Raw genomic sequence first — 24,526 nt, forward strand, 5'->3', positions numbered from 1 at the left:
TGGCGAACCCCAAGATCGGCGAACGCGAGGTACTGGCCGCGATGCTGGAAGCCGACGCCGGGGTGATCGCCGAACACGACGGCATCCTGCTCATCTCGGACAAGGGCTTCGCCTCCAAACCGTTCGAGCGGCAACTCGCTGCCCAGGGCATCGAGCTGCTGCGACCGTCCCGCAAGCGGGAGAAGGCCCACTACGGCGAACCGATGCTCAAGAAGGTCCGCCAACTCATCGAGTCGGTCAACGACACCCTCAAAGGCCAACTCGACCTGGAAGAACACGGCGGACGGACCTTCGAGGGCGTCGCGGTCCGAGTCGCCCAACGCCTGCTGGCCATGGCCGCCGCGATCTGGCACAACAACAAGACCGGCGCACCCGTCACCCGGTCACTGATCGCCTACGACCACTGATCCATTCGGAACTACTCGTCTAGACGACATCGGTGCACACGTTGTGCGTCGTACCGCGGACCATGGTGATGGTCTTGTGGACGTAGGTGGGGTCGAACTGGACGACGTACACCCCGTCGACGATCCAGATACCGCGTGGCAGCGAGCCGGCGTCCTCCCGAAAGCCGAGTAGCACCGGACCGGTCACGTACCAGGTCATCGAGCCATCGGCGGCGTACTCCACCAGCGAGGTCCCGCTCGCGTCGACCCTCGTGACAGCGCCGGTGTCCAGGTTCGTCACCTCGTCGATCAGGGCGCCGGTGTACAGCTCCCGCCGGGGCGAACCGTCCGGATACTCCGCGAGGACGAGCTTACGGACCTCGTCCACGACCGGTTGGACGCGGACGGGAAAGTCGCACCGCGCTCCGGCTGGCTGCTCGAACGCCTCCTGCGGCGCGGGGATCCAGCCGCCGCGCGTTCCGCCATCGGCGGCGGCCGGGGTCGCGCTGGCGAGGCTCGTGACGGCCACCACCCCGGCAAGGACGGTGGCAGCCTTCTTCTTCCAGTTCATGTCTACTCCGCATCGTCGGACTGTCGAGCCCGGAGAGCATCACCTACGCCGCTGACCACGTTCTCACCGTCCGGCGGCCCCCGATTCGTCCGACGGCGGCTGCCGCCACCTCCCCCGCCCGCGGGGCTCACCAGTGCCTCACCAGCCCCCGACAACCCACGGCGGTTGCCGAAGAGTTACATCTGACGTGGAATTTCGACTACTCGGTCCCTTCGAGGCCCGCCGTGACGGTCAACTCGTCGACCTCGGCAGCCGACGGCAGGAACGGTGCATCCTCGCCGTCCTCCTGCTCGACATGGGTCACCTGGTCGGCACCGACCGGCTGATCGAGCTGCTGTGGAACGGTCGCCCGCCCACCTCGGCGCGCAGCGCCGTGCACACCTACATCGGCCGGCTCCGCGCGTCGCTGGCGCCGTACGGGGTGCGGATCCGTACCGGCGGCGACGGCTACCTGGTGGAGCGGGACGGGCACCAGGTCGACGTCGACGAGTTCAGCCGGCTCGCCTACCGGGCGAGCCGTGCCACCGACCCGACCGAGCGGGTGCGGCTGCTGGACCATGCGCTGGCTCTCTGGCGTGGTCCGTTCCTCGCCGACACCGCCGACGGGGAACTGCGGGAACGGCTGCACGGCGCGCTCGAGGAACTCCGGCTCAGCGGCCTCGAACTGCGGGCCGAAGCACAGCTCGCGCTGGGACGGCACACCTGGGTGCTCAACGAACTGCCTCCGCTGGTCAGCCGGCATCCGACGCGGGAAAACCTCGTCGCCATCCTGATGACCGGGTTGTACCGGGGCGGGCGGCAGGCCGACGCGCTGGAACTCTACCGGAGAACCCGGCAGGTGCTGGTCGACGACTTCGGGGTCGAACCGGGCATGCGTCTACGCGAGGTACACCAACGGATCCTCCGTGACGACTACCCGCTCGACCGACCCAGCCGACCCGTCTACGAGGTCCGGGTCCGTGGGGAAAGCCTGCCGTGGAGTGTCGGTGGGCATCCGGCCCTGGAGTTCTGCAACACCTTCGCCGGTTGGGGACACGAACCGCCGCTGCCCGGCTCGGAGTGGCTCCGCGAATACCGCACCCTGGCCGTGTGGGCGGGCCACGTCGGACTCGTCGAGGACGCCACCGTGGACATGCTCATCGAACTCGCCCGGCACGACCCGGACGCGGCCACCGCGGTACTCGAGGAGACCCGCGCACTACGTACCCGGCTGTACGCCTGCCTGATCGACCCGGACGACCAGCAGGCGTTCGACACCGTGGCACGGCACGCGGAGGCTGCCGCCAGGACCCTGGTGTTCCAACGGGACACCGGCGGTTGCGGACGGTGGTCGCCGAATCCCACGGTCGGCATCCGGCTCCCCGTCCACGCGGCCGCATGGAGCGCCGCCGAACTCCTGGCCGATCCGCGCCGGCTCACCATCCGGGTCTGCCCGGACGAGATGTGTGGCTGGCTGTTCCTCGACAAAGCTGGCTTGCGCCGCTGGTGCAGTCTCGCCACCTGCGGCCAGACCGCCGCCACCGAGGCTCCCTGTCTGACCACCTGATGGCTCCCAGCCGATAGCCGGCAGTCGAGCGACGGCGCGGTGCGCGGTTCGGCGCAGGCCTGCGGCAACCCGTCCGGCGCCATTGCCTCGGGTTGCTCGACCGTTGCGCTGGTGGTGGCGCCCGGCACAACCAGTAAGCATCCTAGGAAGATAGGTGGGAGCGCAGTGTTCGGATGGTGCCGGGCGGGCCAGGGACCGCCTTCAGGTGTGAACGGACCTACTCGCCGATCGGACCGCCGGCGAGTTCGGTGACGATGTCGAGGTGTCCGAGATGACGCGCGTACTCCTGCAGGAGATGGAACAACACCCGCTCCAGCGAAGCCGGTGGTGCACCGTCCCACCTCGGCCCAGGCACCCCGACCGTCGCCAGTTCGCTACCTGCGACCACGGCTCCGGTATGCACACCCTGCGCACGCAACGCCGCCATCAGACCGTCGCGGGTCTCCTCGGGCGCGACGTACCACCGGTCCCCGCGTCGGTCTCCCCACGGTTCCTCCACCTCCCGCCCCTGGAACCCCCACTCGATCCAGCGCAACTCGACGTAACGCAGGTGCTTGAGCAGCTCAAGCGGGGTCCATCCCGACGGAAGCCTGCTCCGGCGCAGCTCGTCATCGGGTAGCGCGGACACCTTCGACAGCACCATCTCCCGGAAATAGTCGAGGTATCGAAGGAACACCTCGGTGCGCCCCGCTGCCGGGACCGTCGGTGCAGGGAACGCCATCGTCATCCCGACATTGTCCGCCACGCCGGGAGCCGTTCCTGTCTGGTGGCCGGCCACGGGGCGCGACTCCGCCCGGGTTCAAGCCGCCCCGGCGGCATCGCCCAGGAATGTCGCGACGTCGGAGGCGATCTGGTCGGGATGCTCGCCGTTGATCGCATGCGAGGCCTCGGGGTAGACCTTCACGGTGCCATGGGGCAGCGCCCGGCGGGCGACTTCGGCGGCGGAGGCGGCGTCGTGCATTCGGGACTTTCCGGCGATCAGGGCAAGGGTCGGTGTCTGCAACTTCTCGAGCTGCTGTTCCGTCAGGCGGGTCGGCGCGGAGAGCTTCATCGCGTACGTCTGCATGCCCGCCTCGATCATGCGAGCGACCGGTACGTCTTCGACCGGAGCGTCGTTGGCGGTCCAACTGGCGAAACTGTCCCGCCAGGACTTGGGAAGCCAGCGAACGCTGGCGGGGATCGACCGGATGATCGCCTCCGGTGCGAGGTTGGCGAACACCATGACCGGGTCGAGGACGATGACGCCGGCGACCTTTTCCGGCTGGTGGACGGTCAGGTTCATCGCGGTCCAACCGCCGATCGACAGGCCCAGCAGGTAGACGCGCTCTTCGGGCAGGTTGACCACCACCTCGTGCAACCATCGCGCGTGGTCCCGGGGACTGCTGATCGGGCGCTGCTGGATGCTGAGGCCGGGTTCGCCGAGCAGGTCGACCGTGTAGACGCTGCGCACCCGCAGCAGCGACGGCATGTTGTCGGCCCAGACCGGCGACCCGGAGGAGGTGCCCGGGAGCAACAGCAGCGGCGGGGCGCCTGGGTCGGCGCCGGCGAAGTGGTAGAGCCGGACCACTCCGTAGCTGGTCCGGATGTCGAGGGTCCGATCCGGATCGGGCATCTCGTCCATCGCCCGGTCGTACGCGGCCAGGTAGCGGTCCTGGCCCTGCGCCGAGGTGAAGTGGCCGACGGGTGAGGGTTGGCGCAGGGCGATCGTGGCCAGCATCGTGATGCCAGCGACGATCGCCGCACCGGTGAGGAACCATCGGCGGTGGCTTCGCAGCCAAGAGAGGATTTTTCGCATCCGTCCAGCTCTCTCCTGTCGCACCCAACCCGACGCGGTGTCCCGGTCAGGTGGCCGCGCATCATCTCGAACAGCATACTAACCGCTTGGTAGAATTTTCTACCAAGCGGTTAGATCGGGGTGTCGGCCTGACCCGAGGCAGCGCATCCGCCCGGACACCGGCGGCTGCGAAAGGTACGCCAGCACGGGCGGTACGGTTACCTGCATGGCGGCGCCGGGTGCCGCTGAACATCGCCTGCCGCCGCACATCGAGGTCCCGCTATGCCGCTCGACAACACCAAATGGCGAGATCGTGCGGACAGGTCACTCACGATCACCGAACAGGCCCGCCGTGCCCAACTCATCCGGGTGACCATCGAGCTCGTCGCCCAGCACGGCTACCCGGGCACTTCGCTGGCCCGGATAGCCGAGGCCGCGGACCTTTCCAAAGCCGCGGTCCTCTACCACTTCCCCTCGAAGGACGCCGTGGTGCGTGCCGCCTACGCGACGGTGCTCGAGGGGCTCACGGAACACGTCTCGGCCGCCGTCGAACCACTGTCCGGAGCGGCAGCGCTGGAGGCGTACATCCGCTCGCTCGTCGGGTACCTGGTCGAGCACCCCGCGTACGCCCGGGTGATCGTCGCCGCGATCGCGGAGGACGAAGAGGTTACGGACCGACCGAACGCGCCCAGTCGCTGGCAAACCGTCGGCCTGCTGGTCGAAGCGGCCAGCGCGGCCGGGGACCACCGCGTCGGACCGGACCCCCGGATCACCGCGGTCATCATCAACGGCGCCATCGACGCCATCGTCTCCGAATACCTCGACGACCCCCGGTTCGACACCACCCGCGCCGTGGACGAACTGGTCGACCTGCTGACAAGGGCACTGGGCCGCTCGTAAGAATCCGCCTGGCCGCCCGCACCGCATCGGCGTGCACCCGGGCGAGGCTGGCCTCGACGGTCTTCGGGCCGGTGAACGGACGCGGGGGTGCCCCGGAGGCTGTGCGGTGCGTACAGTTCCGGGTCGGACTTGGGGTGGGCCGGGTAGATCCGGCTCAGGAGAACGGGACGAGACAGCGACGGCATGACGGCAGACAACATTACGGAAACCGGTCATCAGGGCATTGACCGGAGCCAGCTAGAGACCTGTCTCAGTGTCTTTGAGGCGTTGGAGGATCTGCCTCCCGATCATCCCGACGTGGTGCGGGTGCAGCGGGCCACCGCGAAGCTCTACAAGGTGATCAAGCAGCGGCGACGCGAGGAACGGCGGGACGCCATCGCGGCGGCCGACCGCGCGGTGACGGCGGCCACCGCAACCGGCGCCCCGGGCCGGATCGACGACGAGACCCAGGGCATCCCGCTCGCCTCCCCCACCATGGGCACCACGGCCGGGTTCCTGCAGAATCCGCGCGGCTGCTACGTCTGCAAGCAGCGCTACCACGAGGTGGACGCCTTCTACCACCAGCTCTGCCCGCCCTGCGCCGCGCTGAACCGGGAACGCCGCGACGCCCGCACCGACCTGACCGGCCGGCGCGCGCTGCTCACCGGTGGCCGGGCGAAGATCGGCATGTACATCGCGCTGCGGCTGCTGCGCGACGGTGCGCACACCACCGTGACCACCCGGTTTCCGCACGACGCGGTCCGCCGCTTCGCCGCCATGCCGGACAGCGGGGACTGGCTGCACCGCCTGCGGATCGTCGAGATCGACCTGCGCGACCCCGCCCAGGTGATCGCTCTCGCCGACTCGGTCCACGACCAGGGACCACTCGACATCCTGATCAACAACGCCGCGCAGACCGTCCGCCGTACGCCCGGAGCGTACGCGCAGCTCGTCGCCGCGGAGGCGGCGGCGCTGCCGGACGGCCCGCTCCCGGAGATGATCAGGTTCGCCAAACCGGCCGGTCAGGGCGTCCCGGCCGGCAGCCTGACCGGCACGCCGTCGGCGCCCGCGATCACCCCGCACGCGCTCACCGCGCTGGCGCTGACCAGTGGCTCCGCCTCGCCGGAACGGATCGCGGCAGCCACCGCCATCGACGCCGGCGGCCTGGTGCCGGACCTCGACCCGGTCAACAGCTGGGTGCAGCGGGTCCACGAGGTGGACCCGGTCGAGCTGCTCGAGGTGCAACTGTGCAACGTGACCGCGCCGTTCGTGCTGGTCAGCCGGCTGCGACCGGCGATGGCCGCGTCGAGGGCCCGGCGCAAGTACGTGGTGAACGTGTCGGCGATGGAGGGCCAGTTCGCCCGCGGCTACAAGGGGCCGGGGCACCCGCACACCAACATGGCCAAGGCCGCGCTGAACATGCTGACCCGGACCAGTGCCCAGGAGATGCTGGCTGACGGCATCCTCATGACCAGCGTCGACACCGGCTGGATCACCGACGAGCGGCCGCACCCGACGAAGACGCGGCTGGCGGACGCCGGCTTCCACGCCCCGCTGGACCTGGTCGACGGCGCGGCCCGGGTGTACGACCCGATCGTCCGCGGCGAACAGGGCGAGGATCTTTACGGTTGCTTCCTGAAGGACTACGCGCCCTGCGCCTGGTGACCGGGGAGGATCCGGCGTCGTACTGCCCTCCCGTCGGTGCGGACCGGCGGACGGCCCGGGCCGGGCTGGCACGTGTTCACGCCCCGGTCCACTCGACCGACCCGTCGGGGCGTAACCGGGCCCCGTCCGCCACGCGGTGCGGGCTCAACCGTCCGTTCGGCATGAGGTGCCGGGTTGGCACGGCGCGGCTCAGGATCGTGACGTCGGCGATCAGACGGCGGTGGCAACGCCACCAGACGCTCTCGCTGCACATCACCGCCACCGTGCACTCGGCGGCCCGTTCCAGCACAAGGTCCAGCGCGGCACGGAACTGCGGCGTGCGGGTATGGGACGCGTAGGCACGGAACGCGGGAACGGTCCACCAGGTGTCCTCCTCCGGTACGTCAGCCGGACGATGCCGCCGGCCGCCGAGGCGCTCCTCCCACCGGTAGCCGATCCCCATCTCCGGCAGCCAGCGCGTCAACGCGTCCCGCTGGACGTCCGGGTTGGCGCGGCTGCCGGGAAACCGGCGTACGTCGACGACCAGTTCGACGCCGGCGCCGGTCAGCAGGCCACCCAGCGCGGCCCGGGGCAACGGCCCGTGGCCCACCGTCAGCAGCCCCGGCAGGCGTTCCGCTGTCTCCATGCTTCAGATCATCGCGCGCCGCAGCGCGGATCGGCGGCTGGCCGGCTGCTTGTCCACCTCCGGACGCGACATCGGCTGGAGCACCGCCACGACGGGCCGCACGGCGAAACCCGCAGGCTCCGCCGTACGGAACTCGCTGATCGGAAGCTCAGGTCAGCGGGACGGCCCGGCCGGCGGAGGTGTCCGGCAGGAGCTCGGCGGCGTCGTCGATCTGTTCGGGAGTGACGTTCAGGATCCCGAAGATCCGTGCCGCCTCGTAGTAGGCCGTCGCCAGCGCGTAGCAGGCCGGCCGCACCGCGTCGCCGTACGTGGCGCACACCCGTTGCAGGTCGCCGTAGAAGGCGAGATCGAGCCGGTCCTTGTTCGCCGCGAACCGCTGGGCCGCCTTGTAGTTGCGGTATCCGAAGTCATGTCGGGCGCAGGCCGACTCGAACGTGAAGCCGAGCGGATTGTCCGGCGCCCCGGTACAGAGGTTGGTGGACCAGTCGAACTCGTACGCCGCGTAGGTCGCCGGGTAGAACCGCCCGATGTTCCACGCGTCGTAGCTGCCGGAACCGGGTGATGTCAGGCTCTCCAGCACCGTCAGCCGGTTGGGGGCGAGGCCGGTGGAGATCTCGCCCGACCCGACGGCGACCGACACCGTGCTGGTGCCGAGGCCGGAGCAGGCACCCAGGTAGCGCAGCCCGTTCGGCAGCGCGAGGCAGCCGATCCAGATACCGCCGTTGAGCGTCTGCAGCGCCAGATTGAATCCGACCTCGATCTGGGCGCCGCCGTCGTAGACACGCCCGTCGATGAGCACCGCGCCGTAGCTGTAGCCGTAGTAGCCGTTGACGAACGAGAACGGCGTTGCCGCCGCGACGGCCTGCCCGTTGTAGGGCGAGCCGGACGTACGCTCGATCAGGTACGCCTGTCCGGCGCCCGCGAGGTAGAAGTTGCAGAGGACCTCCGCCAGATAGTCGATCCGCACCGTGAGCCCGACCTTGCTGATCGTTCCGCTGATGTACGGCGTACAGCCCGCGTCCGCCAACTCCGCGCCGCCGACCATGTGCGGCGCCTTGCCGGCAGCTTGCGGACGCAGGGTGATCGCGGAGCCGCTCGCAAGTTCGGACACCGACCGCGGGCCCGCGGGCCGCTTGGCGGCGTCCAGCTTCTGCGCGGCCACCCCGGGTGCCGCCGTGACCGCCTGATCGGGGAGGCCCGGGGCGCGCTCGGTCGCCGCGGCGTGTGCCGGAAGGGTGTTTCCCAGCGCGCCGAGCAGCGCGAGCGTCATCACCGCCGTCAATGCCGGAACGCTTCTGATGGTACGTTTCGATCCCATGTCCACTCCGTCCGTGTCGCTGTTGCGGGCACGCTCTCAGCCGCTACTGGACGGAAACTGGACCTCGACTGGACACGTCGCCGGGCGGGTGGTGATGGCGGTCCGCCGCTCGCGACGGGCCCGTGCCCGAGGCGGGAACGGACGCCGTCAGAGCTGATCCAGCCAGACCACGATCCCGGTCAGGTCGTTGAGTACGGCCGCGACGCCCGCCCTGATGGCGGCCGTGCAGCGCGCGGCGGTGAACGAGGCGGGATCGTACGTCGAGGACGCGTCGAGTCCTTCGCCACGGAACGACGCACCGGACCAGTCGACCGCCGTGACGTTGTGGGTGGGCTCGGCGAGTTCCGCGCCCACGACGAGGAACTGCTGTGACAGGTGGCTCGGGGTGACGATCGCCAGGGGGTCGATGAGTTCGTTTCCCGCGCTGACGACGAGGTCCGGGCCCATCTCGAGCGCCCCGGTGATGCTGGGTACGGGGTCGTTCGGGTCGGGGACCACTTTCCTGAGGTCGACGTGCTCCTGTTCGGCCCAGTCCTCGACCGCCGTCACCAGTGCCCGGGTCGGGGCGTCGCCGCCGAGCGCGAGCAGCACCACGCGGTAGTCCCTCGGCGGGTGGACCCCGGCCCACGAACCGGGGCGTGGCGTGACGGTCGCCTCCGGAGCTGGCCGGGCGGAGGGGTCGACGAACCCCGGGCCGAGGGTGCCGACGGCGGTGGGTTCGGGGTGCGGTCGGGACCAGTCGTCGCCGGAACCGCATCCGGTGACCAGTACGGCGACCGCGGCCAGCATGGCAACGGCCCGATGCGGAGGGCGCAAGATGATCGTCCTCTTGGTTGGTGACGGGAAAGTGCGCGTACTTCTTTGTATTCCTATCTCAACTCCCGTCGGACTCGGTCCGCTGGACGCCGTTCCGGGAGTTTGTTCTCCACCGGTTCGCCGGCGGTCGGGCTGGTGTTAACCCGGGGCCTGCAACGTGCACTGGCCAGACTGAGGGAGTCCCATGTCGAAGTCCATCTACCGCGCCGTTATCGTCGTCCTTGTCGGGATCGCGGCGGCGGCAATTGCCTTTCTTGATGCCGGGCCGGCGATGGCCCACGGATTTTCGTCGACCGTGTACGCGAACATCACCGCGGGAGACGAGGGTCACATACGGACGAGACTGGGGCTCGAGTACGACCTCTTCGTCGTTTCCGCCGCCGACTACGAGGACGACGATTCACTCTTCCGAACCGGAACCGATGCGTTCGACGCGGGTGACACCGAGGGACAGGGTGCCGCTCTCGACGCCCACCGGGAATCGGCGCTCAGGTACGTGACCGAGCGTTTTTCGGTGGGTTCGGACGGCGGGGGATGCACGCCGACGCAGGTCGGCGACGTGACGATGACCCGACAGGAGGGTGTGCCGTACGCGGATCTGCTGCTCGACTGGACCTGCCCCGTGCAGGCCGGGGAGCACGACGTGCGCAGCGGTTTGTTCCCCGACGGCGAGGGCTACGTCAAGGGCACCAAGACGATCGTCACCTACGAGCTCGACGGCCGCTCCGGCAGTGCCGCGCTCGACGCGGGTAATCCGTCCTTCTCGACCAGCCGGTCGTGGTACGAGCGGTTCCGGGAGTTCTTCGTCCTGGGCGCGGAACACCTGCTGACCGGGATCGACCACATCCTGTTCCTGCTGGCGCTCATCGCGGGCTCGCGGCGGCTGCGTGAGGTCGTGCTCGCGGCCACGAGTTTCACGCTGGCGCACTCGCTGACGTTCATGCTCGCCGCCCTCGGCCTGGTCGACGTGCCCGCGGGGCTCGTGGAACCGGTTATCGCGCTGTCGATCGCCGTGGTCGCGGGCTGGCACCTGTGGGGCGTCTGGCGGCGCGGCGACCAGGTCAACGACCTCGAGACGGCGGGCCGCGGCCATCTCGACCTGGACCGTCGAGGCTGGATCCGTCTCGGGGTCGTGTTCTGCTTCGGCCTCGTACACGGTCTGGGCTTCGCGGGTGCGCTGGGAATCAACGAGGCCTGGTCGTGGACCCTGCTGTGGTCGCTGCTGGTGTTCAACGTCGGTATCGAGACCGTGCAACTGGCGGTCATCGCCGTTGTCTTCCCATTGCTGATCGTGTTGCGACATCGTGCGCCGAAAATCGGCACCTGGGCGACGGGCGCCCTTTCGGCAGGCGTGTCCATTATCGGGCTGATCTGGTTCGTACAGCGTGTGTCCGGTTCCTGAGAGCGGCCCAGGTATATCGGAAAGTCCAGCCGGTCGCAAGATCACGTTCATGGCCGGTTCACCGGGCGAGGACAACTTGAAATTGCTTCTCCACCATCCGCGAAAAGCTTCTCCATGCCCCTACTGGAAAGCTTTTCCATATCTCTATCGGTAAAAGGAACGGAAGTCGATGACACTGAGCAATTCGACACGGGCCCACGGGCCTGTGCGCCGCCGCGTGGCCGTGGGAGCCACAGCGGCATTCCTGGGTTTGGCCGTGGCGGTCGGTGGCGGCCTGGCAACCGCCGCCAGCGCGGCCGAGTCCACCGCGCTCACCGGCGTCATCCTCGGCGTGGGCGCCGACGAGACCCAGCGCATCGTGACCTGGTACTCGTCGGCCGACACCGCGCAGAAGATCCAACTGGCCCCGACCGCCGGGGTCGTCAACGGCGAGTTCCCCGCCAGCGCCGTCACCTTCGACGCCACCGGTGGGGCGAACATCGCCACCAGCGGCGGCTTCAACCGGCACGCCACGATCACCGGCCTGAAGGAGCACACGGCGTACTCCTACCGCGTCGGTGCCGAGGGCAACTGGTCACCGGCGTACTCCTTCAAGACGCAGGACTTCGAGGGCGACTACGACTTCCTGTTCTTCGGCGACCCGCAGATCGGCTCCTCCGGCGACATCGCGAAGGACCAGGCCGGTTGGCAGGACACCATGAACGTGGCGCTCACCGCCAACCCGAACATCGAGATGCTGGTGTCGGGCGGTGACCACGTCGAGACCGCCAACACCGAGGCCCAGTGGTCGGCCTTCCTCGCGCCCGACCAGCTGCGCCAGTACCCCGTCGCCGCGACCATCGGCAACCACGACGTCGGCGGGAAGGCGTGGGAACAGCACCACTTCACCCCGAACACCGACCGCTCGGCCCCGTACTACTCCAACGGGAACCCGGCCTCCAACACCTCGGGCGGTGACTACTGGTACATCTACAAGGACGTGCTGTTCATCGACCTGAACAGCAACAGCTACGCCACCTCGCAGGGCGGCGGCGGCGACGAGGCACACACCGCGTACGTCACCGACGTCATCGAGCAGCACGGTGCCGAGGCCAAGTGGAAGGTTCTCGTCTACCACCACTCGATCTACTCGCCGGCGAGCCACGCGAAGGACGGCGACAACAAGGTGCGTCGGGTCGACTTCCCGACCACGTTCTCCAAACTCGGCGTCGACATGGTGCTCCAGGGCCACGACCACAGCTACTCCCGTAGCTACCTGATCAAGAACGGCGCCAAGGCGGACCCGAACGAGCAGCCCGGTGCGGACGACGTGGTCGCCGGCCCCGGTGGCGTGCTCTACGTGACGGCGAACTCGGCCTCGGGCTCGAAGTACTACGACATCAGCAAGCCGGACAGCAGCGGTACCAGCGGTGCCGGCAACGGCGCCGACCCGCTCAACCCAGCCAACTACTGGTACAACTCGGTCCAGAACCAGGAGCACGTCCGGACCTACGTCAAGGTCCAGGTGCGCAACGACAAGCTCGTCGTCGAGAACATCCGGAGCGCCGCCAACGGCGACCAGGGCGTCGGCTCGATCGTCGACAAGGTCTCGGTGCACCCGTACCACGCCGATGGCCAGGACATCCAGGTCAACGTGCCCGCCCCGGCTCCGGGCGAGTTCGGCTGGACGATCGACGGCTACAACGGCCTGGTGGACCTCGGCACCGCGCAGGAGCGCGACGGCGCGTACTTCGAGGCGAACGGGAAGATCAACCCGATCCTCGTGTCGGACAGCCGCCGCTCGCTCGCGCCGTGGTCGATCTCGGCCAGCGTGGGCGACTTCCAGGACGCCGACAAGAAGTTCTCCGGCGCCTTCCTCGGTTGGACGCCGTCGCTGCTCGACGGCGGTGCCGGTGCCCAGGCAAGCGCCGCGGTGCTCTCCGGCTACGACGACCAGGGGTCCGGCCTGTCGGTCTCGCGTGGCCTCGCGTTCGCCGAGCAGGGCCACCCCCGGGGCTCGGCCAAGCTCGGCGCTGACCTGGACCTGAAGTTCCCGGACAGCATCGACAAGGGCAGCTACCGCACCACCCTGACGATCACCGCTCTGAGCAGCTGATCGGATCCGCTTCACCCGGCGGGGTAGGCGCCTTCGGGTGCTTACCCCGCCGCTCCGCTCCAGCCGCGCCGAACCAGATCCCTTAGGACCCCGAGATGCACGCGCCCGTTACGCGCCGGAAGACCAACGCCGCAGCGCTCCTTCGTACCGCCGCCCTGGCCCTGCTCGCCGTCTTCGCGGTCACCGGCCTGACTGCCGGCCCCGCTCAGGCCGCCGATGGTGATGTTGCCTGGACGGTGAGGACGGCCTCCAACAGTTTCGGTGCCGATCGGTCCAGCTTCAGCTATGCCGCCAACCCCGGTGGGATGGTCGAGGACGCCATGGTCGTCGCCAACCACAGTGCGGTTCCGCTCGACCTGGCCGTCTACGCCGCCGACGGCTTCACCACCGACGCGGGCCAGCTCGACCTGCTCGCCAAGGACGGAAGATCGCTGGGAATCGGCGCCTGGGTCCACGCCACCGGCGGCAAGGTCAGGATCCAGCCGGGGAAGACCGCCGACGTCCCCTTCAAGGTCACCGTGCCGGCCAACGCGACGCCCGGCGACTACGTGGGCGGCATCGTCACCTCGCTGACGCAGCCCGACGCGGCCGAAGGCATCAACGTGGACCGGCGCCTCGGCATCCGGATCAAGCTCCGGGTGGGCGGCGAGCTCAAGCCGAACCTCGCGATCGACGACCTGCACGTGAACTACGACGGCTCGGCCAACCCGTTCGGCAAGGGCGATGCCACGATCACGTACAGGATCCACAACACCGGCAACACCACCCTGTCGGCCCAGCAGACGCTGTCGGTGTCGGGCCCGTTCGGCTGGCTACGGGTCGAAGCCGGCGAAATCGCGTCGCCACCGGACCTGCTTCCCGGTGAGAGCTGGAACGTGACGGTTCCCGTCCACGGCGTGGCACCCGCACTCAGGCTGGCCGCGACCGCAACCCTCACGCCCGTGCTCACCGATCCGTCGGGTTCCACCACCTCGCTCGAACCGGTCCGGGCCACCACGCACGGCTGGGCCGCCCCCTGGCCACTGCTGCTGCTCCTCGTCGTACTGGTCGTTCTCGCCGCCGGGGCGTTCCTGCTCGCGCGCCGCAGCCGGCTACGGCGCAAGAGCCGGGAGGATGCCCGCGTGCGGAAGGCCGTCGAGAAGGCGATCCGCGACAAGTCACCGCAGGGAGGCTGACCGCACGGCCGCCGTCAGCCGACGTTCCGCCGGCCGGTTCGGTGGTACCGGTGGACGCTAGTCCGCAGCAGCGGAGACGACCGCGTACCGGAGGATGGTCTTCAGCTTCTCGGCGGCTGTCCGGGTCGGGTTCGACAGGTAGATCTCGTGGTGCTTCCCCGAGATCCGGTAGCCGGACTCGTCGACGAAGGCCATCAGCCGGTCGCGGGTCGCCGGCTCGTCGTGGTACGGCCCGACGTGCAGCACCTGCGCACTCGGCCCCTCCGCGACACGTCGCAGCTCGATCCGCTCCAGCGAGCCGGACGGCCGCTTCCGGGCCGTCGCCGCGACGGTCTCCGCGACCAGGGCGGCGTCGACCTGCGGTGGCTGCAGAACGAGCATGGTCCAGTGCCAGGTCGACCGGTCCAGGGCGGGCAGGTCCTGCCGCTCCCCCGCCCCCCACCACAGTCCCTCCAGTGGCATCACCGGATACTCCAGCACGCCGGCCCTCTTCAGCCCGAACCTGACGCCGTACGAGACGCCGTAGAGCGCCTCCACCGCCTCCCGGTACACCGGTCCGTCGGGATCGCCGACCCCGTCGATGGCCAGGAACGCCAACTCGGGTACGTCCACCAGGGCGGGCGCGGCGCCGGCCGCGTACAGGTTCTTGTGGACCTTCTTGAAGTCGGTCTTCGGAATGCTCGTCAACTCAGCTCCTCGTCGTCGACCGGTACGACGATCCGGGTCACCAACTGGGCCGGATCGGTCGTGCCGGGGTCGGTCAGGTACGCCTCGATCGCGTTTCCACACGGTCGTAGGCCACGCTCGTGGATCCAGGCGAAGACCGCCTGGTAGGTCAGTGCCAGGTGCTCGTACGGGCCGACGTGCACCGCCACCGCGGCCGGTCCCGCCGGCAGATGCTCGACGTCGGTGCCCGGAACGGATCCATCAACGGACGTCGGCTCGGCGCTCTCGACGCCGGCCGCGACCCGTACCTGTGCGCCGAGGTCGACCGGGAAGAGTCCTCGCAGCGGTGGCGTCCAGCCGATCCCCGTCACCGCGGCCATCAGCTCTCCGACGCAGCGCGTGATGGCCGCGCCGATCTCCTCGGGCGCGCACGTGGTCCGGCGCACCAGTAGCCGCCGGGCCGGCTCCCGGCTCAGGCCGACCTCCTGCTGGAGCAGCCCGTCGGCCAGCAGCCCACCGGTCAGCAGCCGGTCCAGCAGTTGCCAACTGCGTCGCTGTGCCGCGATCCGGTCTTCCAACCGGCTCTGCTCCGCCCGCAGTACCTCGGCCCGAACGCTGTCATCGCCGGCGAGCACCTGTCCGATCGCCGCGAGCGGTACGTCGAGCCGGCGTAACAGGGCGATCGCCATGGCTTCCCGCACCTGGTCCCGGGCGTAGTACCGGTAGCCGGTGACCGGGTCGACGCTGGCCGGGCGGAGCAGGCCCGACTCGTCGTAGTGCCGAAGCTGCTTGATGGTGAGCCGGCACAGCCGGGCAAAGGTTCCGATCGGCAGTAGGTCCCTGGTCACGTGGTCATCCTGAACCCTCCCGCCCGGGGAGAGTCCAGCGGCCGGGGTCCGGCGCGGCGTGGTCCACGCCGGCTCGGCGACGTCGGGCAGGCACGGCAACGCGGCTTGTCAGATGGGGAGTCGGCCCGTTAACTTACTGAGCCGGTCCACCAGGCCAGACCGCTGGTAGTCGGCCGGACACACTCGGCGCCGCCGAACCCGCCCGACGGCACCGGCCGGCATGCACGGCCGGGATCCACCCCCGGCGGGCTTCGTACGGAAGGGCCTTTGGTTTGTCGTTCTTCACGCGCTCTCGTCAGGTGCTGGACCAGGAACGGGCGCAGGACGCGGACGTACCGGCCGAGGACGCAGCGGGCGAGGACATGTCGGGCGAGGACGTGTCGGCCAAGGACGCAGCGGGCGAGGGTGTCACCGGCCGTCGACGGGGACGGGGACGGGCCGTCGCGGCGGGGCTGACCACCACCCTGGCCTGTCTGCTCGTCCTGTTCGCCCTGCTGGCGCCGAACCGGATCGGTCAGCTCACGCCCGGGGAGTTTCTGCGCATCCCGGCCGAGGGACTCCTCGGGGTCGCGCTCGTCCTCGTCCTACCGGCGCGGGCCCGGCGGATCGTGGCGGTGCCGATCGGCGTGCTGCTCGGTCTGCTGACCATCGTGAAGCTCGTCGACATGGGCTTCTACGCGGCGCTCGCCCGGCCGTTCAACCCGGTGCTCGACTGGATCTCGATCGAGGCCGCGGTGGGGTTCCTGACGGACTCGGCCGGCCGGGTCGGCGCGATCGCCGCCGTGATCGGCGCCGTCCTGCTCGCCATCGCGGTACCCGTCCTCATGACGCTGTCGGTCCTCCGCCTGACCCGGCTCGTGGTGCGGCACCGGTCCACGTCGACCCACACGGTCACGGCGCTCGGGGCCGCCTGCGTCGCCTGCGCCGTGTTCGGCGTCCAGATCGTTCCCGACGTGCCGGTCGGCACCCTCGCCTACGACCGCGTACTCCAGGCCCGCGCCGGCTTCCAGGACCAGAAGGTGTTCGCCACGGAGGCCGACGTCGACGCGTTCCGCGACACCCCGGGTGACCGGTTGCTGACCGCCCTGCGTGGCAAGGACGTCATCGTCGCCTTCGTCGAGAGCTACGGGCGGGACGCCGTCGAGGACCCGGAGTTCGCATCGCAGGTGGGTACGGTGCTCGACAGTGGTAACGCCCGCCTGAACGCGGCCGGCTACACCGCGCGCAGTGGTTGGCTCACCTCGCCGACGGCGGGCGGCGGCAGTTGGCTGGCCCACGCCACGCTGCTCTCCGGGCTGTGGATCGACAACCAGCAGCGCTACAACAACCTCGTCGGAAGCGACCGCCTGACCCTCAACGGCGCCTTCCAGCGCGCGCAGTGGCGCACCGTCGGCGTCATGCCGGCCATCAACCAGGCCTGGCCGGAGGGAGCGTTCTTCCGGTACGACCAGATCTATCCCGGCCCGGAACTCGGGTACCGCGGCCCGAAGTTCAGCTACGCCCCCATGCCCGACCAGTACACCCTGTCGGCGTTCGAGCGTGCCGAGCACGCGAAACCGAACCGTCCCCGGGTGATGGCGACGATCCCCCTCGTGTCGAGCCACGCTCCCTGGGCCCCCATCCCCCAACTCGTCGACTGGCGGGACGTCGGTGACGGTTCGGTCTTCGGCCCCATCGCCGCCGCCGGCGAGTCGCCGGACGAGGTGTGGCGCGACAACCGCCGGGTGCGCACCGAGTACCGGCGTGCCATCGAGTACAGCCTGAACACCCTGGTGTCGTACGTGGAGACGTACGGCGACGACAACCTGGTGCTGGTCTTCCTCGGCGACCACCAGGCCGCCCCGATGGTGACCGGTGAGGGCGCCAGCCGGGACGTGCCGATCACGATCGTCGCCCACGATCGGGCGGTGCTCGACCGGATCTCCGGATGGGGGTGGCAGGACGGCCTGCGCCCCGGTCCGCAGACGCCGGTCTGGCCGATGGACGCCTTCCGGGACCGGTTCCTGACCGCCTTCGGACCGTAGTTCCGGGCAGCAGCAGACCGAGCAGGCGTGGTGCCTGACCGTGCTGACCAACGCCGTGGTGACCTGGTCCACCGAGTACCACTCCCTTGCCGTGCCCCAGCTGCGCACCGCCGGCCGGCACATCGACGACGAGGTACTGGCTCAGGTGGGATCACCGCAGGTCATGCCCAGCCGTGGCGTCGACGTGGTCGGGAACGGGGTCATGGTGGTCGCCGACGCTGAGGGTGCCGGTGGGTTCGAACATCAGGATCGCGGCGCCGTCTGCGGAGAAGGGTTTGTGGTCGGTGCCGCGCGGTACGACGAACACCGACCCCTGCGGCAGCACCACGGTGCGTTCCTGCTCGCCCGGTAGGCGCAGGGCGATGCTCAGCTGCCCGGACAGTACGAGGAAGAACTCGTCGGTGTTGTCATGGCGATGCCACACGTGCTCGCCAGCGACCTTGGCGATGCGCACGTCATAGTCGTTGACCTGCGTCACGATGCGCGGGCTCCACAGCGCCTCGAAGCTGGCCAGGGCGGTGGACAGCTCGACCGGTTCACTGATCATGGCTGTCATCGTGGCCGATGCCGTCAGCCCACCGTGAGTGCTAGAAATCGCGTATGCCGCAACAATCCTCGCAGCCTGGTGGCGACGCGCACCGGGTGGTGATGCTCGTCGACGACGGGTCGAACCCGTTCGAGCTGGGGGTGGCCACCGAGCTGTTCGGCCTGCGCCGCCCGGAGATCGACCGCCGCTGGTACGACTTCACGCTGTGCGCCGCCGCCCCGGACACCGTGATGCACGCCGGGCTGTTCACCCTCACCGGAGTACCCGGCCTGCACGCCGCCGAGGGCGCTGACACCCTCGTCGTGCCGAACCGACCCGACCCGCACATCCCGCCCGCGCCCGCCGTCGTTGACGTCGTGCAACGGGCTGCCGCCCGCGGCGCCCGGCTGGTCAGCTTCTGCACCGGCACGTTCACCCTCGCCGCCGCCGGCGTGCTCGACGGCCGCCGCGCCACCACCCACTGGCGCTGGACCGAGCTGTTCGCCGCCCGCCACCCCCGGGTGCTGCTGCACCCCGACGTGCTGTTCGTCGACGACGGCGACGTACTCACCGCCGCCGGCAGCGCCGCCGCCCTCGACCTCGGCCTACACCTGATCCGCCGCGACCACGGCGCCGAGATCGCCAACACGGTCAGCCGCCGGCTCGTGTTCGCCGCGCACCGCGACGGCGGGCAGCGTCAGTTCATCCCCCAGCCACTGCCGGCCGTACCCGACACGTCTCTGGCACCGCTGCTCGACTGGGCCCGAGGACGGCTGCACCAACCCCTGAGCGTGACGGACCTGGCCACCCACGCCGCCGTCAGCCCGGCTACCCTGCACCGCCGCTTCCACACCGAACTGGGCACCACCCCGCTGGCCTGGCTGACCAGCCAACGCATCAACCTTGCCTGCCGTCTGCTCGAAGCAGGTGAACCACGCCTGGACACCGTCGCCCGCGCCAGCGGCCTGGGCACCAGCGCCAACCTGCGCACCCAGATCCGCCGCCACACCGGACTGACCCCCAGCGCCTATCGCGGTCGCTTCACCACCACCCCACCCCCGCACCAACGGCAGCGTACGGCCGGAATCGGAGCTCCCGAGCCAATCGAGGCCGAGCAGGTCTGAGGACAGGATCTGCTGACAGGTAGACCCGTAGGTGTCGACGATGAACGGATGCAGGAGACAGCGCGGGGCATGGCGAATCTGGTCTGCACACGGGTCTCCACGGACGAGCAGAGCACCCAGCGGTGGACGTACCTGCTCGCCGCGGCCCTGACCATGAGGTCGACCGCCGACATCAGAAGGCCAACCCCAACAGCCCGGTTGCGGAAACCGCACCCCCACGCGGGGCTCAGGAGCCTCGCGTCTTCAAGATCATCCTATTGCCCATCTCGGCCGTACCTTGGCTGCACCCCTCAGGGTCGGAACAGGCGTACCGGGACGGCGTCGGCGAGCAGTCGGTAGCCGGCGGGGTTGAGATGCAGGTGATCGCCGGTGTCGGCGGCCGGCAGCAGTTGGCGGGGGTTCCCCGGATCCCGGACGGCCCGGTCGAAGTCGAGTACGGCGTCGAACCGGCCGCTGGTGCGGATCCACTCGTTGACCGCCTGGCGGCTGGCCTCCCGGGTGCCCTGTGGGTCGTCGTAGCCGTTGCCGCCGAACGGGGTCAGGGTCGCGCCGTACACCTTGATGCCCTGGGCGTGCGTGCGGGTGATGATCTGGTCGTAGGCGGTGATCAGGTCATCGGTGACGGCCTTCTGGGCGGCCTCGGTGGCCCCGGCGGTGCCGATGTCGTTGACCCCCTCGAACACGGCCAGCCAGCGGACGCCGCTCTGGGCCAGTACGTCCCGGTCGAGCCGGGCCAGCGCGTTGGGGCCCAACCCGTCGTTGAGGACCCGGTTACCCCCGGCGGCCTGGTTGAGCACCGCGATGTTGGTGCTCGGGCCGCGCTGCGCCTGCAGTCGGTCGAGAAGCTGGTCGGGCCAGCGGTCGTTGCCGTTGGTCGTCGAACCGCGTCCATCGGTGAGCGAGTCACCGAGCATGACCACCGCCGAGACGGCGTGACTGGCCGACACCTCCAGACCACTGAGGAAGTACCAGTGGTCGACCGGCGTCGCACCGGGCAACGTGGCCTCGGTGAGGTGGTTGCCGGCCAGCAGGTGCGAGGTGGTCCGGGAGCCGGGATGCGAGGTGACGTTGTTCGAGGCCTGTCCCTGGGCCAGGTAGAGGGTCACGGTGAGGTTGGTCCGTGCCGCCACGGAAAAGGTGATCGGGTCGGACACCATCTGCGCCCCGACCGGGATCACCACCGAGGACCGGCCACTGAACGTCGCCGGCCGGGAGGTGCCGGGCCGGATCGCGCTGACGCCGGCCCGTCCCTGCACGGGCAGCGCCACCGAGACCCCGGTGACCGGGAGCGGAGCGCCGCCGAAGGCATTGGACAGCCGCAGCCGGATCCGCTGGCCCCCCACCGAGACCCGGACGGTCTGTCGCAGGGTGCTGTCGGCCAGGACCAGATTCTGTTGGGTGAAGGGCGCCGGGGGCATGTTGTGCGGCTCGGTCAACTGCGGCATCGACGTCCAGCTCGCCACCCAGCGTCCGCCCGACCCGACCGGGACCGTGCCCGGCTCGACGGAGCCCTGGGGTCCGTACCTCAGGCTCGCGAATCCGGCCGAGCCGACGACAGCCGCTAGCGTAAGCATCCCCACCGCGGCCAAGGTTAACAGCGACCGTCTTCCGCTCATGGCACGTCCCTCCTGTCGGGCACTGCCGGCCGACGGCCTGCCAACCCGCGAGCAGCCGCTGGACCCGGCGAGACGGCCGGAGGGCGACACCACCGCCGACCGATCGCCGTCCGCCGATGAAACGTTACCGATGACGGATCGGAAGGTGAAGATGGACGGCCGTCGATGCCACGTCGCCCGGCGGGCGATTGGCGCGCCTCGGCGAGCACGACACCTGCCGACCTCGCACCGTTCACCCCGGAAGATCTGGACGAGGCACGTGGCCGGCTGACCCGCCTCGCCCAGATCTTCGACCTACGCCTGAGGGCGCTCAGCGACGAAGAGTTGGACCGGCGCGACGGCGACGCCTGGTCGCCCCGAGAGATCGCGTTCCACCTCGGCGGATCGGTCTACCACGCCGACTCGGTGGGAAACCTTCGCGGCTGATCGCGAACGTTCTCACAACCGGTGCCGGCACCCGCTGTGGCAGTGTCGAAGCTCGGGCTGCGAACTCGCCGGGTCGGGTCAACCGACCGGTCCGGCGTACTGGTCGGCGAGGTAGGCGTGCCGGGCGGTGTCGTCCCGCCCGGAGCGCAGATAGCGGATCCAGGCCTGCTGCTCGTGCAGCACCGCGGCCAACTCCCAGACGCAGAACGTCCCCCGGTGCGTCCCCGGCTGCGGGAACGGCTGGAACGGACCGCCGTCCCGGGCGTAGACCGTTTCCCACAGCTCGTTGTTGCCGCGCCAGGTGGAGACGAGCAGGAAGTGGAACGACTCGCCACACCGGTGCAGGATCACGAATCCGAGCTCGTTCCGGAAGTCGAGTCCCGCCCCGTCGGCTTCGGCCCGGAGGAAGGTCCGGGCCTCCGCGCGCACCTCGTCGGCGATCGTCTGGTCGGTCCCGTGGATGTCGTACCACTTCAGCTGGGCGCCGGGCAGGCCGAGGCCGGCGGCCGGCGCCACCAGCTTGGTCTGCTGTCGGTAGGTCTCGGCGACGCTGCCCGCGTCGGGCGGTGCGACGGTCGACTCGGTCATGCGCCGCAGCCTACGAGCGACGTCCGACAACCTGGTCCGGAGGCCCTTCCAGAACAGCCGACGAGTGATCGTCGACCGGAACGCCACGTGGTCGGTGGTTCGCGGAAGGCACCTCCGGGGTACGAAGGTGACGGTGGGGGACCTTCCAGGTACCCGCCGCCACCCCGGCACCGGGTCGTTTCCGCCGACCGGCTCCGACCCGGTCCACCTCGGGGCATGCTCAGGTGGTGGACGGCGAAGGAGGTACGGCGTGAAGAACTACGACGCCGACTGGACCGAGGACCAGCGCGCGCTGTACGACGAGTGCTACGACCTCGGCGAGGGCTGGGCCGGGGACCCGGAGACCGACGCCGACCAACTGCAGGACGTGCTGAACCTGGCCGAGGCGGACGACGACGAACTCGCCGACGTGGACCTCACCTATCCCCCGCTGGTCGACGCGGTGGCCGAGGCGACCGGGGAACTGGTCACCAGCGTGACCGCGGACCGGGACGACCCCGCCTTCCGGGGCTTCGTCGACGGCGCGCGGCAGGGCGCCGAGGAGGACGTCTTCGGCCTCTGACACCTCGGCGTGGGCCCGGACGGCCGCGACACGCCAGGCGGGCCGGACCGCACCCCGTCCGGCGGATCACAGCGTCACCGCGTCCGGCGGATCACAGCGTCACCGCGTCCGGCGGACCGGTACGCCGAGCACCGCCATCGCCCGCTGGTACCGCCGGTGCGCCTCGTCCGCCTCGCCGTACCGTCCGGCCGAGGTCAGTACCGAGATCAGGTCCTCGTGCGTCCGCTCGTCGTACGGCTCGGCGTCCAGCGCCCGCCGCAACTGGTGGGCCGCCTGCTCCTGGTCGCCCCGGTGCCGGGCCAACTCGGCCAGGGCCCGGACCACGCGCAGGTAGAGCCGGCGCATCTCGTCCCGCACCGGAACCGCCCAGTCGTCGTACGGGTCGTCGACCAGGAAGTCACCCTGGTAGCGCTGCTCGGCAAGACCCAGGATGTCCTGTGCGAGGGTGGTCTCGCCACGCTCGAACCGGCGCAGCCCGAGCAGCGCCTCTGCCTGGAACAGTTCCACGTCGAGTTCCACCTGCTCGACATCCAGCGCGACGCTCGCGCGCTCGGCCACCACGTACCGGTCCAGCGGGCCCCGTCGGCGCGGATCCAACACGCCACGCAGCAGGGAGAGCAGCACCGAGAGCCGGTGACCCACCCGCCCCGGCTCCTCGTCGGGCCAGAGCAGCTCGGCGAGTTGTTCCCGGGACACCGGGCGACCCCGCCGGGCGGCCAGGATCCGGAGCAAGTCCCGGGCCTTGCGGGACTGCCACGCCGACGTCGGCACGGGGTGGCCGTCGACGCGTACCTCGAACCGGCCCAGGGTGCGTACCACGACCTTCGCCGCCTGCCTCTCCGGACCGGCCCGTGCGAGGTCGACGACCTCCGCCTCGGCGAGCCGGGCAGCGGCGACCCGCGCGTTGATCCGATCCGCCGCGCCCGCGCCGGGCAACTGGCCGACCAGCACGCACACCCGATCGGCCTCGATCCGCGCTCCGACCTCGCGCAGGATCGCCCCGGCCTCCAGCAACGCCTGCCGGGCGGACTGGGGGTCCCCGTCGGCGGCGGCAGCCCGCAACCGCAGCGCCTCGGCGAGTCCGGCGCGGTCCTGATGAAGCCGGGCCAGATCCTCCGCCTCGGCCGCGAGTCGGGCCGCCCGGGGCAGATCCGGTACGGAGACCGCCACCCAGCCCAGCGCACACCGGGCCACGATCGCGTGCGGGCCCCGGGCCAATTCCAGGGCCCGTTCGGCCAGGGCGGTCGCGGCGGTCGGATCCACCCGGGCCACGACCACGGCCAGGCCGGCCAACGCGGGAACCAGGGCGAACAGGTTGCCGCGCGGTTCGCTGACCCGCACCGCCTCCTCGTACGCCGCCCGGGACAGGCTGTCCCGGCCACGCATCAGGTGCAGTTGTCCGAGACCGATCAGTGGCAGGGCGATGTGTGCCGAGCCGATCCGCTGATGCACCGTCACGGACCGTTCGTAGTCGGCCGTCGCCTCGTCGAGCCGGCCGAGCCGGGCCAGCCCGGCGCCCCGGACGGCCAGCGCCAGCGCCAGCATCGATGGATGTCCGGCGACCTCGGCCAGTTCGACCGCCTCGGCCGCGTCGGTGACCGCCTCCCGGTACCCGGCCACGCCGGATCGGGCCGCGGCGAGGTTGATCCGGGCCCACGCCGCCAGTCCGAGATCGCCGACGGAGTCGGCCAGCCGCAGCGCCTCGGTGAGCTGGCCGATCCCGGCCGACCGGTCACCGGTCAACCGCGCGGTCAGTCCCGCACCCACCCCGGCGGTCGCCAGCGCCTGCACTACCGCCAGCTCCGCTCCGGTCGCCCGCACTGCCAACCCTGCAAAGGTCACCCCCGCCGCCCCGGCAGCGCTGGTCGCCCGCGCCGCCGGGGCAGCGCTGGTC

At 70.1% G+C, this 24,526-nt stretch carries 23 protein-coding genes; 11 read left to right on the forward strand and 12 right to left on the reverse strand.

Going from position 1 to position 24,526, the window contains the following annotated elements; all coding sequences use genetic code 11:
• Positions 1 to 407, forward strand: a 407-nt coding sequence (locus I0C86_RS21390) for a transposase (protein ID WP_323373422.1), incomplete at its 5' end; no start/stop codon positions are given.
• 19 nt (positions 408 to 426) lie between these two features.
• Here the strand turns inward: I0C86_RS21390 and I0C86_RS21395 are convergent.
• Positions 427 to 957 carry a hypothetical protein gene (locus I0C86_RS21395; RefSeq protein ID WP_196203035.1) on the reverse strand — a complete coding sequence of 177 codons (531 nt, stop codon included), beginning with the start codon at positions 955 to 957 and terminating at the stop codon, positions 427 to 429.
• Between the two features lie 187 nt (positions 958 to 1,144).
• Between I0C86_RS21395 and I0C86_RS45115 the strand changes: the two genes are divergently transcribed.
• The gene (locus I0C86_RS45115; protein WP_196203036.1) at positions 1,145 to 2,503 is read left to right on the forward strand and encodes a BTAD domain-containing putative transcriptional regulator; all 1,359 of its coding nucleotides are present in this window, start codon (positions 1,145 to 1,147) and stop codon (positions 2,501 to 2,503) included.
• A gap of 217 nt (positions 2,504 to 2,720) precedes the next feature.
• On the opposite strand, the gene I0C86_RS21405 is transcribed toward I0C86_RS45115, so the two are convergent.
• Both I0C86_RS21405 and I0C86_RS21410 read right to left on the reverse strand, forming a co-directional pair.
• Complete coding sequence (locus I0C86_RS21405) at positions 2,721 to 3,230, reverse strand: DinB family protein (RefSeq protein ID WP_196203037.1); 510 nt, start codon at positions 3,228 to 3,230, stop codon at positions 2,721 to 2,723.
• A 72-nt stretch (positions 3,231 to 3,302) separates the two neighbouring features.
• Positions 3,303 to 4,298: an alpha/beta fold hydrolase gene (locus I0C86_RS21410; RefSeq protein ID WP_196203038.1), complete on the reverse strand. Its 996-nt coding sequence runs from the start codon at positions 4,296 to 4,298 to the stop codon at positions 3,303 to 3,305.
• Between the two features lie 261 nt (positions 4,299 to 4,559).
• Between I0C86_RS21410 and I0C86_RS21415 the strand changes: the two genes are divergently transcribed.
• Both I0C86_RS21415 and I0C86_RS21420 read left to right on the forward strand, forming a co-directional pair.
• Positions 4,560 to 5,177, forward strand: a complete 618-nt coding sequence (locus tag I0C86_RS21415; RefSeq protein WP_196203039.1) for a TetR/AcrR family transcriptional regulator — start codon at positions 4,560 to 4,562, stop codon at positions 5,175 to 5,177.
• 183 nt (positions 5,178 to 5,360) lie between these two features.
• Positions 5,361 to 6,821 (forward strand): SDR family NAD(P)-dependent oxidoreductase, encoded by a 1,461-nt coding sequence (locus I0C86_RS21420; protein WP_196203040.1) that lies wholly within the window; start codon positions 5,361 to 5,363, stop codon positions 6,819 to 6,821.
• A 76-nt stretch (positions 6,822 to 6,897) separates the two neighbouring features.
• Here I0C86_RS21420 and I0C86_RS21425 read toward each other — a convergent pair whose 3' ends face one another.
• The 3 genes from I0C86_RS21425 to I0C86_RS21435 all read right to left on the reverse strand — a co-directional run bounded on the left by I0C86_RS21425 (position 6,898) and on the right by I0C86_RS21435 (position 9,580).
• The gene (locus tag I0C86_RS21425) at positions 6,898 to 7,446 is read right to left on the reverse strand and encodes a DUF488 domain-containing protein (RefSeq protein WP_196203041.1); all 549 of its coding nucleotides are present in this window, start codon (positions 7,444 to 7,446) and stop codon (positions 6,898 to 6,900) included.
• A gap of 148 nt (positions 7,447 to 7,594) precedes the next feature.
• Complete coding sequence (locus I0C86_RS21430; RefSeq protein WP_230394529.1) at positions 7,595 to 8,764, reverse strand: phospholipase; 1,170 nt, start codon at positions 8,762 to 8,764, stop codon at positions 7,595 to 7,597.
• A gap of 147 nt (positions 8,765 to 8,911) precedes the next feature.
• Entirely contained in the window at positions 8,912 to 9,580 is a 669-nt protein-coding gene (locus tag I0C86_RS21435; protein ID WP_230394530.1) for a type 1 periplasmic-binding domain-containing protein, read from the reverse strand.
• A 514-nt stretch (positions 9,581 to 10,094) separates the two neighbouring features.
• Between I0C86_RS21435 and I0C86_RS21440 the strand changes: the two genes are divergently transcribed.
• The 3 genes from I0C86_RS21440 (at position 10,095) to I0C86_RS21450 (ending at position 14,252) form a co-directional block, all read left to right on the forward strand.
• The gene (locus tag I0C86_RS21440) at positions 10,095 to 10,982 is read left to right on the forward strand and encodes a HupE/UreJ family protein (protein WP_323373769.1); all 888 of its coding nucleotides are present in this window, start codon (positions 10,095 to 10,097) and stop codon (positions 10,980 to 10,982) included.
• 169 nt (positions 10,983 to 11,151) lie between these two features.
• Positions 11,152 to 13,077 (forward strand): fibronectin type III domain-containing protein, encoded by a 1,926-nt coding sequence (locus I0C86_RS21445; protein ID WP_196203043.1) that lies wholly within the window; start codon positions 11,152 to 11,154, stop codon positions 13,075 to 13,077.
• Between the two features lie 95 nt (positions 13,078 to 13,172).
• On the forward strand, positions 13,173 to 14,252 hold the full coding sequence (locus I0C86_RS21450; protein WP_196203044.1) for a COG1470 family protein: 1,080 nt from the start codon (positions 13,173 to 13,175) through the stop codon (positions 14,250 to 14,252).
• Positions 14,253 to 14,309: 57 nt separating this feature from the next.
• Here I0C86_RS21450 and I0C86_RS21455 read toward each other — a convergent pair whose 3' ends face one another.
• Both I0C86_RS21455 and I0C86_RS21460 read right to left on the reverse strand, forming a co-directional pair.
• Positions 14,310 to 14,939, reverse strand: a complete 630-nt coding sequence (locus I0C86_RS21455; RefSeq protein WP_230394531.1) for a GyrI-like domain-containing protein — start codon at positions 14,937 to 14,939, stop codon at positions 14,310 to 14,312.
• The gene (locus tag I0C86_RS21460; protein WP_196203045.1) at positions 14,936 to 15,766 is read right to left on the reverse strand and encodes a MerR family transcriptional regulator; all 831 of its coding nucleotides are present in this window, start codon (positions 15,764 to 15,766) and stop codon (positions 14,936 to 14,938) included. The genes I0C86_RS21455 and I0C86_RS21460 overlap by 4 nt, the downstream gene beginning before the upstream one ends.
• Before the next feature lie 272 nt (positions 15,767 to 16,038).
• Between I0C86_RS21460 and I0C86_RS21465 the strand changes: the two genes are divergently transcribed.
• Complete coding sequence (locus I0C86_RS21465) at positions 16,039 to 17,790, forward strand: LTA synthase family protein (protein ID WP_196203046.1); 1,752 nt, start codon at positions 16,039 to 16,041, stop codon at positions 17,788 to 17,790.
• Positions 17,791 to 17,941: 151 nt separating this feature from the next.
• Here the strand turns inward: I0C86_RS21465 and I0C86_RS21470 are convergent, their stop codons facing one another.
• Positions 17,942 to 18,337 (reverse strand): cupin domain-containing protein, encoded by a 396-nt coding sequence (locus tag I0C86_RS21470; protein WP_196203047.1) that lies wholly within the window; start codon positions 18,335 to 18,337, stop codon positions 17,942 to 17,944.
• A gap of 53 nt (positions 18,338 to 18,390) precedes the next feature.
• Here I0C86_RS21470 and I0C86_RS21475 point away from each other — a divergent pair, with 53 nt between their 5' ends.
• Positions 18,391 to 19,440 (forward strand): helix-turn-helix domain-containing protein, encoded by a 1,050-nt coding sequence (locus I0C86_RS21475; protein WP_196203048.1) that lies wholly within the window; start codon positions 18,391 to 18,393, stop codon positions 19,438 to 19,440.
• A gap of 290 nt (positions 19,441 to 19,730) precedes the next feature.
• Here the strand turns inward: I0C86_RS21475 and I0C86_RS21480 are convergent, their stop codons facing one another.
• Entirely contained in the window at positions 19,731 to 20,903 is a 1,173-nt protein-coding gene (locus I0C86_RS21480; protein ID WP_323373771.1) for an SGNH/GDSL hydrolase family protein, read from the reverse strand.
• A 318-nt stretch (positions 20,904 to 21,221) separates the two neighbouring features.
• Between I0C86_RS21480 and I0C86_RS21485 the strand changes: the two genes are divergently transcribed.
• Positions 21,222 to 21,482 (forward strand): hypothetical protein, encoded by a 261-nt coding sequence (locus I0C86_RS21485; protein ID WP_196203050.1) that lies wholly within the window; start codon positions 21,222 to 21,224, stop codon positions 21,480 to 21,482.
• A 78-nt stretch (positions 21,483 to 21,560) separates the two neighbouring features.
• Here I0C86_RS21485 and I0C86_RS21490 read toward each other — a convergent pair whose 3' ends face one another.
• Positions 21,561 to 22,070 carry a hypothetical protein gene (locus tag I0C86_RS21490; RefSeq protein ID WP_196203051.1) on the reverse strand — a complete coding sequence of 170 codons (510 nt, stop codon included), beginning with the start codon at positions 22,068 to 22,070 and terminating at the stop codon, positions 21,561 to 21,563.
• Positions 22,071 to 22,320: 250 nt separating this feature from the next.
• Here I0C86_RS21490 and I0C86_RS21495 point away from each other — a divergent pair, with 250 nt between their 5' ends.
• Positions 22,321 to 22,632 carry a hypothetical protein gene (locus tag I0C86_RS21495; RefSeq protein ID WP_196203052.1) on the forward strand — a complete coding sequence of 104 codons (312 nt, stop codon included), beginning with the start codon at positions 22,321 to 22,323 and terminating at the stop codon, positions 22,630 to 22,632.
• A gap of 99 nt (positions 22,633 to 22,731) precedes the next feature.
• On the opposite strand, the gene I0C86_RS21500 is transcribed toward I0C86_RS21495, so the two are convergent.
• A partial coding sequence (locus I0C86_RS21500) for a BTAD domain-containing putative transcriptional regulator (RefSeq protein ID WP_230394533.1) occupies positions 22,732 to 24,526 on the reverse strand: 1,795 nt, incomplete at its 5' end.

The organism is Plantactinospora alkalitolerans (genome assembly GCF_015690345.1).
Lineage (GTDB): Bacteria > Actinomycetota > Actinomycetes > Mycobacteriales > Micromonosporaceae > Plantactinospora > Plantactinospora alkalitolerans.